Below are 16,312 nucleotides of genomic sequence, written 5' to 3' on the forward strand. Positions count from 1 at the left end.
ACGATCTACGCGATCCAGCCTATGACGTCCGCCGGCGGGCCCGCGGCGAGGCGGTCCGCGAGGCGGCTCAGGCCGTCCTTGATCATTTTTCCGTAGCCGTCGTCGCCGAGTTCACCCGCCGCGGCCCGGCCTCGCCTGAGGTGGTCGCGCGCCCGGTCGAGGTCGCCGAGCTTGCGGTACGCCTCTGCGAGGTTGAGGTGCAGCGAGGGGTAGAAGGCGGCCACCGGGCTCGCCAGGCCTGCCTGGCGCGCCCGTTCGTCCGTGATCAGATCGGCCGCCTCGAGCGCGCGCAGATCCCAGGCGAGCTCCTCGCGGACGTCGTCCTGGACATCGGCCATCGAGTGCGCGAGCGCACAGCGGTGCAGGGCGTCACCGTCGGGGCCGATCCGCTCCCACAGCTCGGCGAACAGGCCGCGGGCCCGCTCCCGTTCGCCGCTCTGCCCCCACTCGATGCCGCGGCCGATGTCGGCCATCATCGCGTCGGGTGCGGTCGTGTCGGACGCGCTCATGCGGACTCCTCGTCAGGGCGGGCACCGGTGCTCTTCGAGCGTATGGGCACCCACTGACAATCCTTGCCGCCGGACCTGGGTGCGGTGCCTCAGCCCGTCGCCACCGCGATCGCCGCCGCGTAGCCGTGGTCCACCTCGATGTCCGTCAGGGTCCAGCCCGGCGGTGGTGACGGGGTACGGGCCGTGCCGACGTAGGTCTTGGTCGGGCTCTCGGACAGGCCCGTTCCCAGACCCTTGAGATACGCCTCCTTGCGCGTCCAGCAGCGCGCGAACGCCACCGGAAGCTCCGCCGCCGCCAGCGCCGCGAGCTCGGCCCGCTCGTCGGGATGGAGCATCCGCGCCACCTCGGCCGCGACCCCGGCCGGTTGCTCCCGCTCCACGTCCGCCCCGACCGGAGTGTCCGCGAAGGCGATGAACGCCAGGTCACCGGCGTGCGACAAGTTGAAGTGAAAGCGCGCGCCGACCGCGGCGGGACGGCCGTGCGGGCCTCCACAGCCAGGACACGGCTCACGCGTCAGCTCGACGGCGCCCGGCTCCATCCCGAGATACGCGCCGAGCAGTCGGCGCAGGGCGAGGTGGCTGGCGATGTAGCGAGCGCGGAGGTTCTCCCTGGCGAAGGCGGCGGCGCGGGCCTGCTCTTGGGCGTCGAGGGTGTGGGCGTACGGCTGTGGCCGGTCGTCGATCCGTAGCAGCCAGGTGCGAGGCGGGCCGGAGGTCCAGGGGGCGGGGAGTGGGTCGTCGCCGAGGACTCGGGGCTCGATGGTCATGGGATGGCTCCTTGTCCGGCGGTATTCGGTGCTCCCCAGCCCCGCCCTTTCCCGATGATCCAGAGTAGTGGTTCTGGAGCGGTCGGCTCATGTTGTGGCTTCGACGCCGGTCAAACGGTCCGGGAAGGCCCTGCTCTCCCGGCGGGCATGGATACAGAGCGCTCGGCGTACTCAGCCGGGTAGCCCGGGGGCGTCGTCGGTGCCCGGCCGGGCGCTCATCGGGCGGCCTCCTGGTGGTTCGCGCCGACGGCGTCGAGGAACGTACGGAACTTGGCACCGGTCTCGGCGGTCTCGGCCTCCGGGGACGAGCGGTCGGCGACGCCCGCGCCCGCGTAGAGCCGCAGGGTGCGCTCCTCGGCCTCGGCGCAGCGGATGGTGACGACCCATTCGCCGTCGCCGTTCGCGTCGCCCCAGCCGACCATGCCGGTGAAGTGGCCGCGGTCGAAGGGCTCCAGCTCGCCGATGACCTCGCGGGCGGTGCGGGTGGGGGTGCCGCAGACGGCCGGCGTGGGGTGCAGGGCCGCGGCCAGCTCCAGTGCGGAGACGGCGGGGTCGGCGAGTTCGCCGCCGATGGTCGTGGAGAGGTGCCACATGGCGGCGGTGCGTACGAGCGTGGGGCGCAGGGGCACGTCGAGGGTGCGGCAGTAGGGGGCGAGCGCGTCGCGGACGGCGTCGACGACGACGGAGTGCTCGTGCAGGTCCTTCTCCGACTGGAGGAGGGCGGCGGCCCGCCGGACGTCCTCGGCGAGGTCGGGGCTGGCGCCGAGCAGGGTGCGGCCGGGGCCGGACGGCACGGCGAAGGTGTAGCCGCCGGGGTCGCGGCGGGCGAGCCGCTGGAGGAGGGCGGGGAGGTCGAGTTCGCGGTCGGAGCGCAGCTCCAGGGTGCGGGCGAGGACGACCTTGGCGAAGTCGCCGCGCTTCATGCGGCGTACGGCCTCGGCGACGGCGGCGCCGTAGGCGGCGGGTCCCGGCACGGGTCTGATGTCCCAGCGGGCGGCGGCGTGCAGGGCGATCAGCGGGTCGTCGGCGAGCGCGGGTGCCCAGCGGACGGCCTCGGGCACGGCGAGTTCGGCGGGCGCGGTGGGGTCGAAGGGCACGGTGCCGACGACGAGGGGTGTCCGGTGGCCGGCGAGCCGCTGGGCGTCGAGTGTCTCGGTGACGCGGCGGGCGAGGGGGGTGTCGCCGTGCGGCACCCTGGCCCGTTCGCCGTGGGCCAGCAGGGTGCGGGTCGGGGAGGCGAAGAAGCGGGCGCGGCCGGGTTCGTAGGCGTCGAGGAGCGAGGTCGCGGCGCCGACGGTGCCGACGGCCCCGCCGGTGCGGTGACCGGGTGTCCCGGGTGCCGCGGCGGGGCAGCCGTCCGGATGAGCGGCGGGCCCGCTCGGCCGGACCGCGACGTGGTCAACCGTGGTCACCTGGTGCTCCATTCCTCCGGTGGGTCCCACCGGGCGTGTGTGTGGTGCGCTCGGGCCGCGCCGGGTGCGGCGCCGCCCCTCGGGGCGGCGCGGGGTCCGCCGCCCGGGCTCGTGCTGTGCGCGCGGATCCGCCGCCGGGCCGGTCCGGCCGGTCTCCTCCTGCCGGTCGGGGCGGAGGGGCGTGCCAGGTGACGTGCCGTCAGGCGCGCAGCGTGGCGCCGCCGTCGACGTAGAGGTCGTGCATGGTGATGTGCCGGGCGCGGTCGGAGACCAGGAAGGTGACGGCCTCGGCGATGTCGGCGGGCTCGGCGATGCGGCCGAGCGGGATGCCGACGCGGTAGCTCTCGGGGTCGCCCTCGACGATGCGCCGGGGCGCCTCGTCGTCGGTCCACAGGTCGCGCTGCATGGCGGTGTCGGTGGAGCCGGGCGAGACGACGTTGCAGCGGACGCCGCTGCGGGCCAGCTCCAGGCCGAGGCACTTGGTGAACATGGTGGCGGCGGCCTTGGAGGCGGCGTACGCGGCCATGCTGGTGCGCGGCACGCCCGCGGCGTTGGAGCCGACCGTGACGATGCATCCGGCGCGGCGTTCGCCCATCCTGCGGGCGACGGCCCGTGAGGCGACGAAGACGCCGGTGGAGTTGACAGCGAAGGTCCGCTCCCAGACCTCGTCGGTGATGCCGATGACGGGGGGCGCGTGGAGCACCCCGGCGACGTTGACGAGGATCGCGAGCGGGCCCATGGTGCGCTCGACCTCGTCGACGACGGCCTCGACGGCGGTGCTGTCGGCGACGTCGGCGGTGTGGGCGGTGCCGGTGGCGGTGCCGAATTCGGCTTCGAGGCGCTCGATGCCGTCCGGGGTCCGGTCGAGGGCCGCGACGCGCGCTCCCTGTGCCACGAGAGCGCGCGTCACGGCCTCGCCTATGCCCTGGCCGGCGCCGGTCACCAGCGCTACGCGGCCGGGGAGTTCTGGCTGCTGCACGACGGTTCCCTCGATTCCCATGCGAAGCAAGGTAAGCCTTACCTTGCATGACAGTTTCGGCCGAAGCGCGCCGGTCGGCACGCTCGGTGCGGCGGCGTCCGTATTGACTTAGGTTGGGCTAACCTCACCCCCTTGCTTATAGGGGGAACCTCGCTTGGTTACGGTTCGTCACCGACTCACTTCCTGAGTTCCAGGACGGATGCGCCGGGCACGTCGACCCCGAAGGTCTGGGCGTAGAGGGACAGTTCGGCGCGCAGCGCGCGGACCAGCGTCTCGGCGCGCCGGAAGCCGTGCCCCTCCCCCTCGAAGGTGAGGTACGCGTGCGGGACCCCCCGCCCGGCCATCGCCGCCACGAACCGCTCGCTCTGCCCGGGCGGGCAGATGGGGTCCTCCAGCCCCTGGAGCAGCAGGAAGGCCGCCGAGATCCGGGCCGCGCCGTACAGCGGCGACCGCTCGCGGCAGCGCTCGGGCCGCTCCGTCGGCGAGCCCACCAGCGACTCCGCGTAGCGGGACTCGAAGTCGTGCGTCCCGTCCGCCGCCCAGGTCAGCAGGTCCAGCACCGGATACGCGATGGTGCCGCAGGCGTAGAGGCCGGTGGAGACGAGCGACGCCGCCGCCGTCCAGCCGCCCGCGCTGCCACCGCGGATCGCCAGCCGGGCCCGGTCGGCCGTGCCCTCCTCGGCCAGCGCCTCGGCGACGGCCGCGCAGTCCTCGACGTCGACCGTGCCCCACGCCTCGCGCAGCCGCTCGCGGTAGGCCCGGCCGTAGCCGGTCGAACCGCCATAGTTCACCTCGGCGACCCCGATGCCGCGCGAGGTGAAATAGGCGATCTCCAGGTCGAGCACGAGCGGGGAGCGGCTGGTGGGACCGCCGTGCGCCCACACCACGAACGGCGGCAGCTCCCCCTCGGGCGCGGCGTGGTCGGGGCTGTGCGGCGGGTGGACGTGGGCGTGGATCTCCCGGCCGCCCGGCCCGGTGAAGGTGCGGGCCCGCGGCCGGGGGTAGTAGGCGGGGTCCACGGCGTCGGTGTGGCGGGCCCCGATCGCACGGGCCCGGCCGGTGCGGGTGTCGAGCTCCACCACCTCGTACGAGGTGCGGTCGCTCGCGGCCACCCCGACGACGCGGGTGCCGCTCACCGCCAGGGCCGGGGCCCACTCCGTCCAGGGCCCGGCCGCGTCGGCGACCTCGCCGGTCGCCGGGTCGAGTATGCCGAGCACCGCGGCGCCCTTGCCGTGCAGCACCGCGATCAGCCCGCCGGCCAGCGGTGCGAACCAGCGCTGGTGCGTGCGCCACAGCGGTCCCGCGAACTCCTCCTCGCGGTCACAGAGATTGACGCTCCGTCCGCTGTCCGCGTCCACCCGGTGCAGGTTCCACCAGCCGCTGCGGTCGGTCGCGGCGATCAGGGCGCCGTCCGCCGCCCACTCCACCTGGGCGACGGACTCCCGCGGTCCGCCCAGGAGCGTACGCACCTCGGCGAAGCCGCCGTCGGTGATCCGGGCGGTCTTCAGCTCGCTGCCGTCCCAGGGCATCCGCGGGTGGTCCCAGGCGATCCAGGCCGCGCGCCCGCCGTCCGGGGAGAGGCGCGGTCCGGTCACGAAGCGGTGCGCGTCGTCGGTGAGCTCGCGCACCGCGGACCGGTCACCGGCGGCCGACCCGTCCAGAGGCACGGCGGCGATCACCCTGCGGACGTCGGTGGGGCCCTCGCCCGTGAACTCCTCCAGCACACACCACACTTCGCCGCGCTCGACGACGAGCACGGGATCCGCCCAGCGCAGCCCCCCGCCGACCGGGGACAGCGGGGTCAGCGGCCGGGGCTCCGCGCCGCCCGGCGCGTCGGGCTCGACGGCGTACAGCCGCTGGTCGGCGAAGTGCGTGAACACCACCAGCGGCCCGCCCTCGTCCCGGGGCACCGCCGCCCAGGGGCCGCCGCCGTACTCGATGACCCGGCTGCGGACGTTCCACGGCACCGCCAGCACCGACGACTCGGTACCGTCGGGCCGCCGCCGCACCAGGGCGTACCGGCCGCCCTCCGCCGGGCGTGGCTCCACCCACCACACCTCGTCACCGACCATGCCCAGGGCATCGGGCCGGCCTCCGGAATGGGCCGCGTGCCCGGCGTCGATCGGGGACTGCCAGGCTCCGTAGGGCGCCGTGGACACCATGTCCGTCACGTCTCCTTGTCCTTCGGGTCCGCGCTGAGCGTCAGCGCGGAGAAAGCTGGGAAAGCCGAGAAATACAGGTGGTTCAGAGGTCCATGAGGAAGTCGTCGAGCACCCGGACCCCGAAGTGCAGCCCGTCGACCGGGACCCTCTCGTCGACCCCGTGGAAGAGCGACTGGTAGTCGAAACCGGCCGGCAGCCGGACCGGCGCGAAGCCGTAGCCGACGATGCCCAGGGTGGCGAACTGCTTGGCGTCGGTGCCGCCCGACATGCAGAACGGCACCACGTGCCCGTCGAGGTCGAAGCGCTCGACGGCCGCCCGCATCCGGTCGAACAGCGGCACGTCGACGGGGGCTTGCAGAGCGTCGTAGCGGTGGTGGAAGTCCCAGCTCACCTCCGGCCCGGTGAGCTCGTCCAGGGTGGCGGCGAACTCCTCCTCGCCGCCCGGCACCGTCCGGCCGTCCACATGCCCGACGGCCGTCCCGGGGATGACGTTGACCTTGTAGCCGGCGTTCAGCATCGTCGGGTTGGCGCTGTTGCGCAGCGTCGGGGCGAGCAGCGCGGCGGCCGGGCCGAGCTTGCCGAGCAGGCCCTCCACGTCGAAGTCGGGGCTGTCCGGGTCGGCGTCGATGCCGTGCAGCGCCGCGATCTCCACCAGCGCCGCCCGCACGGTCGGAGTGAGCCGCAGCGGCCACCGGTGGCCGGCGATACGGGCGACGGCGGCGGCGAGCGCGCTGACGGCGTTCTCCGTGTTGACCTTGGAGCCGTGGCCGGCCCTGCCCCGCGCGGTCAGCCTGAGCCAGGCCGTGCCCCGCTCCCCCGCCGCCACCGGATAGAGCGTCAGCCGCGGCCCGGCGTGGAAGGTGTACGCGCCGGACTCCCCGATGGCCTGCGTGCAGCCCTCGAACAGGCCGGGGTGCTCGCCCGCGAGGAACGCGGACCCGAAGACCCCGGTGTCCTCCTCGTCCGCGGTGAAGGCCAGCACGATGTCCCGGCGCGGCCGGACCCCGGCCCGCGCCCACGCCCGGACGACCGCCAGGACCATCGCGTCCGTGTTCTTCATGTCGATCGCGCCGCGGCCCCACACCACGCCGTCGCGCACCTCGCCCGAGAAGGGGTGGACGGTCCACTCGGCGGGTTCCGCGGGCACCACGTCCAGGTGGCCGTGGATGAGCAGGGCCTCCGCGTCCGGGTCGGTGCCGGCGATCCGGGCGACGACGTTCGTCCGGCCGGGCGCCTTCTCCAGCAGTACGGGTTCGAGGCCCGCCTCGCCCAGCCGCTCGGCCACGTACTCGGCCGCCGGGCGCTCCCGGCAGTCCCCGCCGCCGCGGTTGGTGGTGTCGATGCGGATCAGCTCCGAAGTGAAGCGCACCGCTTCGTCCAGCGCCCGCCCGTCGACCCGCTCCGCTCGGGTGCCTGCCCGGGTGTCAGCCATATTCTTCCTCCACGGCGGCCGACACGACGGTCGTGACCGCTTTGAAGCAGCGAATGCCCTCGTACATGGTCGGCGTGGTGTAGGCGACCCGGCGCTCGCCGCTCTGCTCGACGCCCGGCACGCACGTGGCGGCCCCGGCGAGGTGCTCGGCGTCGAATTCGAGCTCCATGCCGACGGGCCCGCGGCGCACCGGTTCGTGCCGCACGGCGAGCGCCACCGCCTCCCGCGCCGCCGTCCGGATCTGATCAGCCGTACGCGCCGGGGTGCGGCACACCGCCGCGTACCGCGACACATAGTCCTTGACGGCGACGGAACGGGCCGCCGGGGCATAGCCCTTGGCGTCCTCGCAGGTCCGGTCGTCACCCGTCACCAGTACCACGGGCACACCGTATTCCGCGACGACCAGAGAGTTGAGCAACCCCTCGCTGGCCCGCGTGCCGTCCACCCATACGCCGGTGAGCGAATTGGCCAGATAGGTGTGCGCGAGCACGCCCTCGGCGCCCGCGGCCGCGTGATAGCCGACGAAGGCGATCCCGTCCACGTCGCCGTGCTGCACGCCCTCGACCATGCTCAGCGACTTGTGCTTGCCGGTGAGCATCTCGGCGCGCTCGTCCAGCTTCTCCAGCAGGAGGTTGCGCATGCTCCAGTGGGCCTCGTTGACGAGGACCTCGTCGGCGCCGCCGTCGAAGAACCCGAGGATCGCGGCGTTGACGTCGGAGGTGAACAGATGGCGGCAGCGCTCCCACTGCGGGGTGCCCGGCAGCACGTCGGCGGGCCAGGTGACACCGGTGGCGCCTTCCATGTCCGCGGAGATCAGGATCTTCACCATGCGACAAGTCTTATCGCAGGGCGGTGGGGGGCGCACGGGTGTCAGCGAGTATTTCTGGCGCGGCTCACGGACGAGGGAGCCGCCGGTCCCGGCCCGCCCCGGCCAAGGCCGCCTGCGCGAAGGCCCGTTCGGCGGCGCGGCGCAGCGCCCACCGACGAGTGAATCCCCGCGCGCGGGCCGCGTGGCGTGGATAGCTGGTGGGCACCAAGTCCACCGCTTCGTGAGGGGATTCCCCATGCGTATCCGCCGTGCCCTGGGCGCCGTCGCGCCCGTCCTGCTGCTCGTCGTCGCGCTCTGCCCGGACGCGCGGGCCGCGAACGGCGCGCTGACCGTGGAGTACGACCGGTGCCAGCCGGGAACCGGCGCGGCGGACACGGTCTGTCTGCACGAGAAGGTGCAGCGGCGCACCGAGAACCCGCCCGCGGGCAAGTGCGTCGAGCTGCTCTCCGGCGAGCACACCACGGTCCGTCAGATCAGCAACGGGACGAACAGCCGGGTCCTCTACTACTCCGACAACCGCTGCGTCAGGCGGCTGGGCACGCTCGCGCCGCGTGCCGCGGTCGGGAACGTCGCGGCGCGCAGCGTGAAGTTCACCAGCTGACCGGCTCGGCGGCCGGCCGGAGCTCCGGCCGGCCGCGGAGGCGGCGCAGCATCCGCGCGTCCTGGAAGCCGACCGCGCGGGCCGCCGCCTCCGAGGTCGAGCCCTGGGCCATGAGGTGTTCGGCGCGCTCGACGCGCAGTTCCTGCTGGTACCGCAGGGGGGTGAGGCCGGTGGCGGCGGTGAAGCGGCGGGTGAGGGTGCGTTCGCTGAGGCCGCAGGCGGCCGCCAGTTCGGTGAGGCCCAGCCGGTCGGTGAAGCGGGCGTCGATGAGGTCCTGCGCGTGGTGGACGGCGTCGACGATGTGGGCACGGTGCCGCAGCATGGCGCTGGCCTGCTGCTCGTCGCCGTTGCGGCGGGCGTGGACAACCATGGAGCGCGCGACGCGGGCGGCCACGGCGGGTCCGTGCCGGGCGGCCAGGAGGTGCAGCGAGAGGTCGATGCCGCTCGCGATCCCGGCGGAGGTGACGACGCGGCCGTCGATGACGTAGAGCACGTCGCGGACGACCCTCGCCCGGGGGTGGCGCCGGGCGAGTTCGTCCTGGAGGTCGTGGTGGGTGGTGCAGCGGCGGCCGTCGAGCAGGCCCGCCCTGCCGAGGGCGTCCGCGCCCGCGCAGACGCTGGCCACGGTGCCGCCCGCGGCGTGGTGCGCGACCAGCCGCTCCAGCGTGGCTTCCGAGAGCCCCCCGTTCTCCCGGAAGCCACGCGAGCGCCAGCCCGGGACGAAGACGAGGTCGTCGGCGGTCAGCTCGGGCCATTCGGTGGCCGCCCGCAGTGTCACGTCCTGGGCGGTGGGGACGTCTTCCCGCTCGGCCACGTATCCGATGGTGTATCCGTGGCCGAGGTCGGCCGCCGTGGAGAAGACCTGGGCGGGCCCGGCGAGATCCAGCAGATGCAGCTGCGGGACGAGCAGGAAGACGACCCGTGTCACGATCCGGTCAGCTCCTCGACGGTGGCGATCCTGGCGAAGCGGCCGGCGAGCACGTACTCGGTACGGGCGACGATCGCGTCCGTGCCCAGGGTACGGGGGTCGGCCAGGATCTCGTCCAGGCTCCGGCCCTCCGGGGCGTCCCGGTGCTCGATGGGGTGGGTGGCGGTGGCATCGGTGACGAAGGTGACGCCGTAGCCGAGGTCGGAGGCGACGCGGGCGTTGGTCTCGCAGCACTGCTCGGTGCGGATGCCGCTGACGACCACCTCGCGGATGCCGCGTTCGGTCAGCAGCTGCTGGAGGTTGGTCGTCGTGAAGGCGTTGTGCGAGGTCTTGGCGATGACGGGCTCCCCGTCGAGGGGCCGCAGCCCTTCGATGGGGCGGGTGAAGCCGAGGGCGGGGTCGAAGACATTGCCGGTGCCCGGCTCGTGGTGGAGCACCCAGACGACGAGGTCGCCCTTGGCGCGGGCGGCCGCGACCAGGCGGTCGACCTGGCCGACGATGCCGGGGTTGGACACGGCCGCCCAGTTGGGCAGCTGCCGGAAGGATTCCTGGACATCGATGACGAGGAGTGCGCTGTTCATGCCCTCATCCTCGGCGCCGCGCGGCCCCGCGCCAAGGCATGATCGGGACCCGATGCGGAACGATCCGGTCAGGCGGGCGGATCAACTCGGCGTGCTCATGAGTCCTGGGAGGGGAAGGAGTAGTCGTCCCACAGGGCGCGCTCCTTCTCCAGCGGGGCGCGCTCGACGCGGGGCGTCAGGTTCCAGATCAGCGTGGCCCGGTCCGTGGTCCGGTACGGGCGCCAGCCGGGGGTGCCGAGGCGGGCGAAGGCCGCCCAGGCGTCCGTCATCGCGTGCGACAGGCGCGTCAGGGCGGGCCGCTGGGCGCTGACGGTCGCGGGCCCGCGCGGCACCCACCCGAGGTCGAGGTTGCCGAAGACGAAGGGCATCTCCAACTGGTGCATCGCGCCCAGGTTCTGGGCGTCCGGCACACCCGTCGCATACGGGACGTGCCAGTCGAATTGGTAGACGTAGGTGGGGCGCCAGCGGGACTGGGCCTCGGCGAGCCGGAGCGTGGGCACCCGCTCCAACTGGTCGGTGAGCATGGCGTTCACCACCCGGCCCTCGCTCAGCCCGGGGCGGTCCGCGGCGTAGACGTCGTACATCCGCTGCTTGCGGTCCGCGAGCACGGGCGGGAAGAAGGGGTAGGAGCGGAGCGGGAGCTTGAGCAGGTCGGGGGTGAACAGCGCCCAGAAGTCGGTCTCGTTCGTGTTGGTGCCGGCCATGACGTCGACGTTACGGGCGCTGCCCGCGGTGATCCGGTCGACGACGGGGCCGGGGACCAGTGAGCCGTCGATGTACGGCGCGAAGAACACGGCGCCGGAGAATCCCGGCAGGCCGGCCCGGGCCTTCTGCTGGAGCTCCAGGATCTGCCGCGTGGACAGGGCGTTGAGATCGCCGACGCCGCGGATGCCGCCGAGCGTGAAGACGCGCTCGGCCGCCGTCCGCGCCGAGTGGGCGGTGTGCACGGCGTTCGCGGGGCCGCTCTCGGCGATGGCGCGGCGGAAGAGGCGCTCCGGCCGGTCCCCCGCGAGCAGCGCGTCGACGGAGACGGCACCGGCCGACTGCCCGAAGACGGTGACGTCGCCCGGGTCGCCGCCGAAGTCGCGGACGTGGTCGTGCACCCAGGAGAGCGCGGCGGCCTCGTCCCGCAGGCCGTTGTTGCCGGATCCGGCGTACGAGCGGTCCAGGCCGCCGAGTTCGGTCCAGCCGAGGATGCCCAGGCGGTAGTCGGCCGAGACGACGACCGCGTCACCGCGTGCCGCGAGGGCGGCGCCGTCGTCCAGGGCGTCGCTCGCGGATTCGTAGATGTCCTCCCCGCCGTGCAGGAAGACCATGACGGGCTTGTGGGCGCCGGGCGCGCGGGAGGACCACACGTCGACGTGCAGGCAGTCCTCCACGCCGCTGCCGTCGCCGTCGGAGAAGTCCTGGGGGCACGGCGGCTTCGCCTTGCCGGCCGGGAGGGTGCCCTGCCAGGCGGCGGGCGGCTCGGGCGGCCGGAAGCGGCGGGCGCCGGTGGGCGGCGCGGCGTACGGCACGCCGAGGTAGGCGCACACGCCGCCCTTCCCGGCGCCCTGCACCGCGCCGAGCGAGGTGCGCGCCAGGCAGTCGGCGGGGGCGGCGGTGCCCGCCGCGGGGGCGCTCACCGCGGTGGTGAGCGCCAGGGCCGCGACGGCCGCGAACACGGTGCGGCGAGCCCGCCGCCGGCTGTTCCACGGGAACACCAGATCTTCTCCCTCGACCGTGCCGCGCTCGCGCGTGGGGACCCCCGCGCCGGACTCCCGTCCGCCTTCGTCCAGAATCGGTCCACGCGCTCCCCCGGGCCATCACCTGTCCGGGGGAAACCGGGGTACAGGTCACCCTGGCGGCGCGCACGGAGCCGACGCGCCCTCACCCATAAGGAGCCCGCTCATGGACAACGCCCCGGTGGCACCCCGCCGTACTCTGCTGCGGATGATCACGTTCGGCGGGCTGGTGACCGCGGCCGGGTCGCTGTCGGCCGCCTGCGGCAAGGGCGGTGGCAAGGCTTCGGCCGCGTCGTCCGACTCCTCCGCCGGTCCGGCCAGTTCCGGAACGGACATGATCATGATCATCCGGCACGGCGAGAAGCCGAAGGAGAACGGGAAGAAGCCGCCCTTCGGCATCACCGAGGACGGCGAGCAGAACGACCACGCCCTGCTCGTGCGCGGCTGGCAGCGGGCGGGCGCGCTGGTGACGCTGTTCGCCCCCGAGGGCGGGGAGCCGCGCAAGGGGCTGCGGCGCCCGGACGCCGTCTACGCCGCGGGCCCGCACCCGGGGGCGAAGGGGCTGCGGCCGAGCGAGACGGTCACGGCGGTGGCGGCGAAGCTGGGTGTGCGGACGAACGTCACGTACCGCACGGGTGACGAGAAGGCGCTGGCCAAGGAGCTCGCCACGCGGCACGGCTGCACGCTGGTCTCGTGGGAGCACAACGCCATTCCGGAGATCGTGAAAGGACTGGGCGGGGAGGTGCGGCCCTCCCCGCCGAAGGACTGGCCCGACGCGCGCTTCGATCTGGTGTGGGTGCTGGTGCGGTCGGGATCGGGCTGGACGTTCACGCAGGTGCCGCAGCTCCTGCTGGCGGGCGACAGTCCGGATGCCGCCTGAGCGCTCCGGCGGAAGTCCGGTTCGTCATTCGCGGGTGCGGCCCGACCGGCCGCGCCCGCGCGGCGTCACGGTTCCCGCGTCCCTCCGGAACGCCACCGAACCGCACCGGACTTCACCGAGCCGGCCGGGACGGGCGCTCAGACCGCGCGGCTTGTCACGAACCACCGGGCCGGCAGCACGACCCGCTCGCCGTCCTCCCGGAACTCCGTCATCGCGAGCGTGGTGGCCCCCTCGGCGAGGATGGCGAGGCCCGCCTCCCGGAGCAGTCGGGGAACCTCGCCGTCCGCCACCTCCGCGGGGCGCAGGCCGTGTTTGATCACGCGGCTGCCCTTGGGTGACGGCCCGTCAGGACGGAGGACGGCCTCCGCCAGCACCTCCTTCGCCGCCTCGGTCAGCTCGACCACGAAGGCGCGGCCCCGCGCGCCGGTCAGTTCCGCGACCGCCCGCGCGACCGCAGGCCGGTCCTCGGGGCGGCTCTGGTGGATCACCGCCCGCATATAGACGTTGGCGTCCCCGATCCGGGCGTGCAGCGCGCGCACCCCGTCGGTGTCCGTCAGGTCGAGCTGCTCGAACTCCGCCACGCCCTCGGCATCCGCGCGGCGCGCGTGCTCGACGGCCGCCGCCGAGAGGTCCACGCCGACGGCGCGCGGGAAGCAGGTGGCGAGGTGGCGGGTCTGGGTGCCGTTGCCGCAGCCGAGGTCGACGATCGGCAGGGCGGCGTCGGCGTGCGGCGCGAGCAACTCCAGGTGCGGGACCGCCGTCAGCGAGGGATCCGCGTCCCAGATCGCGTCGCCCGGGACGTCGGAGGTCTCCCTCCAGAAGCCTTCCCATGCCTCGGCGTACTGCTGCGATGTGCTCATACACGCTCCCGGGTAGCCGGTATGACGGATCGTCATGATCTTGACTACCGCCACCCGGCACGCCGGGGCAAGATCCCTGCGGCTACCGTGCCCGTTCCTTCACCGGACGTTCGATCCGGAGCGGGCGGCACTGACCAGCGACTGCTCGAACCACACCGCCTTGCCCCGGCCCGTGTGGCTCGCGCCCCACTCGCGCGCGAGGCCGCTCACCACCCTGAGCCCGCGCCCGGACTCCTCGCCGAGGCCGGGGCCCAGCAGCGCGGGCAGCGTGTGGTCCTCGTCGGTGACCTCGCAGAGCAGCACGTCCGTACGCACCAGGCGGAGGCCCAGCCGACGTGATTCCGTATGCCGTACGGCGTTGGTGACGAGCTCGCTGACCAGGACCTCGGCGGTCGGGGCCGCCGCTTCGAGCCCCCACTCGGCGAGTTGGCCGCGCACGAGCCGGCGGGCCCGGCGGACCTCGGCCGGGGCGCGCTCCAGCTCCCACGCGGCCGTGTGCTCGGCAGGGATACCGTTGAGCCGGGCCATCAGCAGGGCGACGTCGTCCTTACGGCCGCCGTCGCCGGTGTTGAGGGCGCGGATGATGGTGTCGCAGGCGTCGTCCATGGACGCCGCGGGGTGGGCGGCGGACTCGCAGAGCGCGGCGAGCCCCGCGCCGATGTCCTGGCCGCGGACCTCCACGAGCCCGTCCGTGCACAGCACCAGCCGGTCGCCCGGCGCGACCGGGACGGTCGCTGCCTCGAAGGCCACCCCGCCGACGCCTATGGGCGCGCCCGTGGGCAGGTCGAGCAGCACGCTGCGGCCGTCCGCGGCCCGGACGAGCACGGGCGGGATGTGCCCGGCGTTGGCGATCCTCAGCTCCGAGCGGATCGGGTCGTAGACCGCGTAGAGACAGGTGGCCAGATAGTGCTCGCCGAGCCGCTGGGCGAGGTCGTCGAGATTGCGCAGCAGTTGTTCGGGCGGCAGGTCGAGGGCGGCCATGGTCTGTACGGCGGTGCGCAGCTGGCCCATCATGGCCGCGGAGTTCAGGCCGTGCCCCATGACGTCGCCGACGACGAGGGCGGTGCGCGAGCCGGGCAGCTTGATGCTGTCGAACCAGTCGCCGCCCACCCGGCCGAGGCGGGTGCCCGGCAGATAGCGGGTGGCGGTGTCGCACCCCGCCATGCGCGGGGTGAGCTGCGGGAGCATGCTGTCCTGGAGCGTGTCGGCGACGTTCTCCTGGTAGGTGTACATACGGGCGTTGTCGAGGACGAGCCCGGCGCGCGCGGCGAGTTCGGCGCCGGTCGTGCGGTCCATGTCGTCGAAGGGCGTGCGCCCGTCGCGGCGCATCAGGACCATGAAGCCGAGCACGACATTGCGCGCCTTGAGCGGCACGACCAGCATCGACCTGCCGTTGATGAGCGGCCGCAGGTCCCGCTTCTCGAACTGGCCGGAGATGCGGTTGGCCAGCTCCTCGCCGATCCGCGGGATGAGCACGGGCTCGCCGGTGACCATGCACTGGAAGAACGGGGTGTGTTCGGGGAAGGCGATGGCCTCGCCGACGGGCACGGTGTCGTCCCAGCGGCCCGGCTCGTCGTTGTGCTCGACCCAGACGCGGTGCCAGACGGTGGTGACGTCGGGCGGGCCGTCGGGGAAGCCCTCGCCCGCGAGGACGGCGGCGCGCAGGTGCGTGCCCGCGAAGTCCGTGAAGCGGGGCACGGCGGCGCTGGTGACCTCGCGGATGGTGCGGGCCAGGTCGAGCGAGGTGCCGATGCCGCCGCTGACCTCGTTGAGGAACTCCAGCCGCTCCCGTACGGCCGCGTATTCGAGGTCCGGCGCGTCGGCGGGGTCCGCCGGGGCGCCCGGGGCCTGCGCGCGCGGCACGGCGGTGGCGGTAAGGGCGGCACGCCGGGCCGCGCGCTCCGCGTATTTCGGGGTGCCCCAGTCGGGGGTGACCGGGATCCGCTGGTGGTGGCTGAACTCCAGCACCGGATAGCCCAGTTCGAGGACCTGGGAGACGATGCGGCCGCTGAGGGCGGGGCCCATGCCGGGCAGGATGTCGGGGAGCCGGTCGGCGAGGTCCTCGCCGCCGGGCAGTGCGGTGTGCGGGGCGAAGCCGGGGAACACCTGGTCCCGCGCGGTGGAATGGAGCGGCTCGGCGTCGGCGGCGAGGACCAGCAGCCGCTCCTCGGGCCCGGCGAGCGGATAGGCCCACCACAGCACCTCGACGGACCCGCGCTCGAGGGAGTGCGAGCGGGCCCGTCCGGCGCTGGGGTATCCACCGGCACCGTCGGCCGGCGCGCGGCCGAGCCAGTCGTCGAGGCCGGTGCCGCGGTGGCCGTCGTCGGGGTCCTCGTGCAGGGCGCCGCCGATGGGCATGAGGTCGGAGGCGGGGGCGCCGACGGCCTCGTCACGGTCGTATCCGAACAGTCTGCGGGCGCCCGTGCTCCAGTGGGTCACCAGGCCGGCGGACCCCACCACGACCACCGCGAGCGGGATCCGTCCGGGGACGGGCGTGCCATGGTGCATGGGCGGATGCTCCTTATGGGTTGCGCCACCGTTACTACCGTAGGGGGCCGGGCACGGCCCGTGTGCGGAATCGGCGGAACCGAAGCGCTCCGCTGGAAACGCGGTCCGGCCGGTGGGGGTTGAACGCGCGGTTCCCCGCG

General features: G+C 73.9%; 14 protein-coding genes. 2 read left to right on the top strand and 12 right to left on the bottom strand.

Annotation, left to right across the window (positions count from 1 at the left end; translation table 11 throughout):
• Positions 1 to 5 precede the first annotated feature (5 nt).
• The 7 genes from AB0435_RS18560 to AB0435_RS18590 all read right to left on the bottom strand — a co-directional run bounded on the left by AB0435_RS18560 (position 6) and on the right by AB0435_RS18590 (position 8,087).
• On the bottom strand, positions 6 to 509 hold the full coding sequence (locus AB0435_RS18560; protein WP_366427440.1) for a hypothetical protein: 504 nt from the start codon (positions 507 to 509) through the stop codon (positions 6 to 8).
• Positions 510 to 598: 89 nt separating this feature from the next.
• Positions 599 to 1,276: a 4'-phosphopantetheinyl transferase superfamily protein gene (locus AB0435_RS18565; protein WP_366427441.1), complete on the bottom strand. Its 678-nt coding sequence runs from the start codon at positions 1,274 to 1,276 to the stop codon at positions 599 to 601.
• Between the two features lie 215 nt (positions 1,277 to 1,491).
• Positions 1,492 to 2,688: a chorismate-binding protein gene (locus AB0435_RS18570; protein WP_366427442.1), complete on the bottom strand. Its 1,197-nt coding sequence runs from the start codon at positions 2,686 to 2,688 to the stop codon at positions 1,492 to 1,494.
• 199 nt (positions 2,689 to 2,887) lie between these two features.
• Positions 2,888 to 3,688 carry a 2,3-dihydro-2,3-dihydroxybenzoate dehydrogenase gene (locus AB0435_RS18575; protein ID WP_366427443.1) on the bottom strand — a complete coding sequence of 267 codons (801 nt, stop codon included), beginning with the start codon at positions 3,686 to 3,688 and terminating at the stop codon, positions 2,888 to 2,890.
• Between the two features lie 155 nt (positions 3,689 to 3,843).
• Entirely contained in the window at positions 3,844 to 5,829 is a 1,986-nt protein-coding gene (locus AB0435_RS18580) for a prolyl oligopeptidase family serine peptidase (protein ID WP_366004163.1), read from the bottom strand.
• Between the two features lie 82 nt (positions 5,830 to 5,911).
• On the bottom strand, positions 5,912 to 7,261 hold the full coding sequence (locus AB0435_RS18585; RefSeq protein WP_366004119.1) for a M20/M25/M40 family metallo-hydrolase: 1,350 nt from the start codon (positions 7,259 to 7,261) through the stop codon (positions 5,912 to 5,914).
• Positions 7,254 to 8,087 carry a M55 family metallopeptidase gene (locus AB0435_RS18590; protein ID WP_366004162.1) on the bottom strand — a complete coding sequence of 278 codons (834 nt, stop codon included), beginning with the start codon at positions 8,085 to 8,087 and terminating at the stop codon, positions 7,254 to 7,256. Before AB0435_RS18590 ends, AB0435_RS18585 begins: the two co-directional genes overlap by 8 nt.
• Before the next feature lie 238 nt (positions 8,088 to 8,325).
• Here AB0435_RS18590 and AB0435_RS18595 point away from each other — a divergent pair, with 238 nt between their 5' ends.
• Positions 8,326 to 8,691: a hypothetical protein gene (locus AB0435_RS18595; RefSeq protein ID WP_366004118.1), complete on the top strand. Its 366-nt coding sequence runs from the start codon at positions 8,326 to 8,328 to the stop codon at positions 8,689 to 8,691.
• Here AB0435_RS18595 and AB0435_RS18600 read toward each other — a convergent pair.
• From AB0435_RS18600 to AB0435_RS18610, 3 genes are all read right to left on the bottom strand, one after another.
• Positions 8,681 to 9,619 (bottom strand): DJ-1/PfpI family protein, encoded by a 939-nt coding sequence (locus tag AB0435_RS18600; RefSeq protein WP_366427444.1) that lies wholly within the window; start codon positions 9,617 to 9,619, stop codon positions 8,681 to 8,683. The genes AB0435_RS18595 and AB0435_RS18600 overlap by 11 nt on opposite strands.
• Entirely contained in the window at positions 9,616 to 10,200 is a 585-nt protein-coding gene (locus AB0435_RS18605) for an isochorismatase family protein (RefSeq protein ID WP_366004115.1), read from the bottom strand. The genes AB0435_RS18600 and AB0435_RS18605 overlap by 4 nt, the downstream gene beginning before the upstream one ends.
• A gap of 95 nt (positions 10,201 to 10,295) precedes the next feature.
• Positions 10,296 to 11,903 (bottom strand): carboxylesterase family protein, encoded by a 1,608-nt coding sequence (locus AB0435_RS18610; RefSeq protein ID WP_366427445.1) that lies wholly within the window; start codon positions 11,901 to 11,903, stop codon positions 10,296 to 10,298.
• 187 nt (positions 11,904 to 12,090) lie between these two features.
• On the opposite strand from AB0435_RS18610, the gene AB0435_RS18615 reads away from it, so the two are divergent.
• Positions 12,091 to 12,804 (top strand): hypothetical protein, encoded by a 714-nt coding sequence (locus AB0435_RS18615; protein ID WP_366004113.1) that lies wholly within the window; start codon positions 12,091 to 12,093, stop codon positions 12,802 to 12,804.
• Between the two features lie 137 nt (positions 12,805 to 12,941).
• On the opposite strand, the gene AB0435_RS18620 is transcribed toward AB0435_RS18615, so the two are convergent.
• Together AB0435_RS18620 and AB0435_RS18625 are read right to left on the bottom strand one after the other, a co-directional pair.
• Entirely contained in the window at positions 12,942 to 13,664 is a 723-nt protein-coding gene (locus AB0435_RS18620; protein WP_366427446.1) for a class I SAM-dependent methyltransferase, read from the bottom strand.
• Positions 13,665 to 13,763: 99 nt separating this feature from the next.
• Positions 13,764 to 16,172, bottom strand: a complete 2,409-nt coding sequence (locus AB0435_RS18625) for a SpoIIE family protein phosphatase (RefSeq protein WP_366427447.1) — start codon at positions 16,170 to 16,172, stop codon at positions 13,764 to 13,766.
• Positions 16,173 to 16,312: the final 140 nt, after the last annotated feature.

Origin of the sequence: Streptomyces sp. NPDC051173, from assembly GCF_040689515.1 — a bacterium.
Classification (GTDB): Bacteria; Actinomycetota; Actinomycetes; order Streptomycetales; family Streptomycetaceae; genus Streptomyces.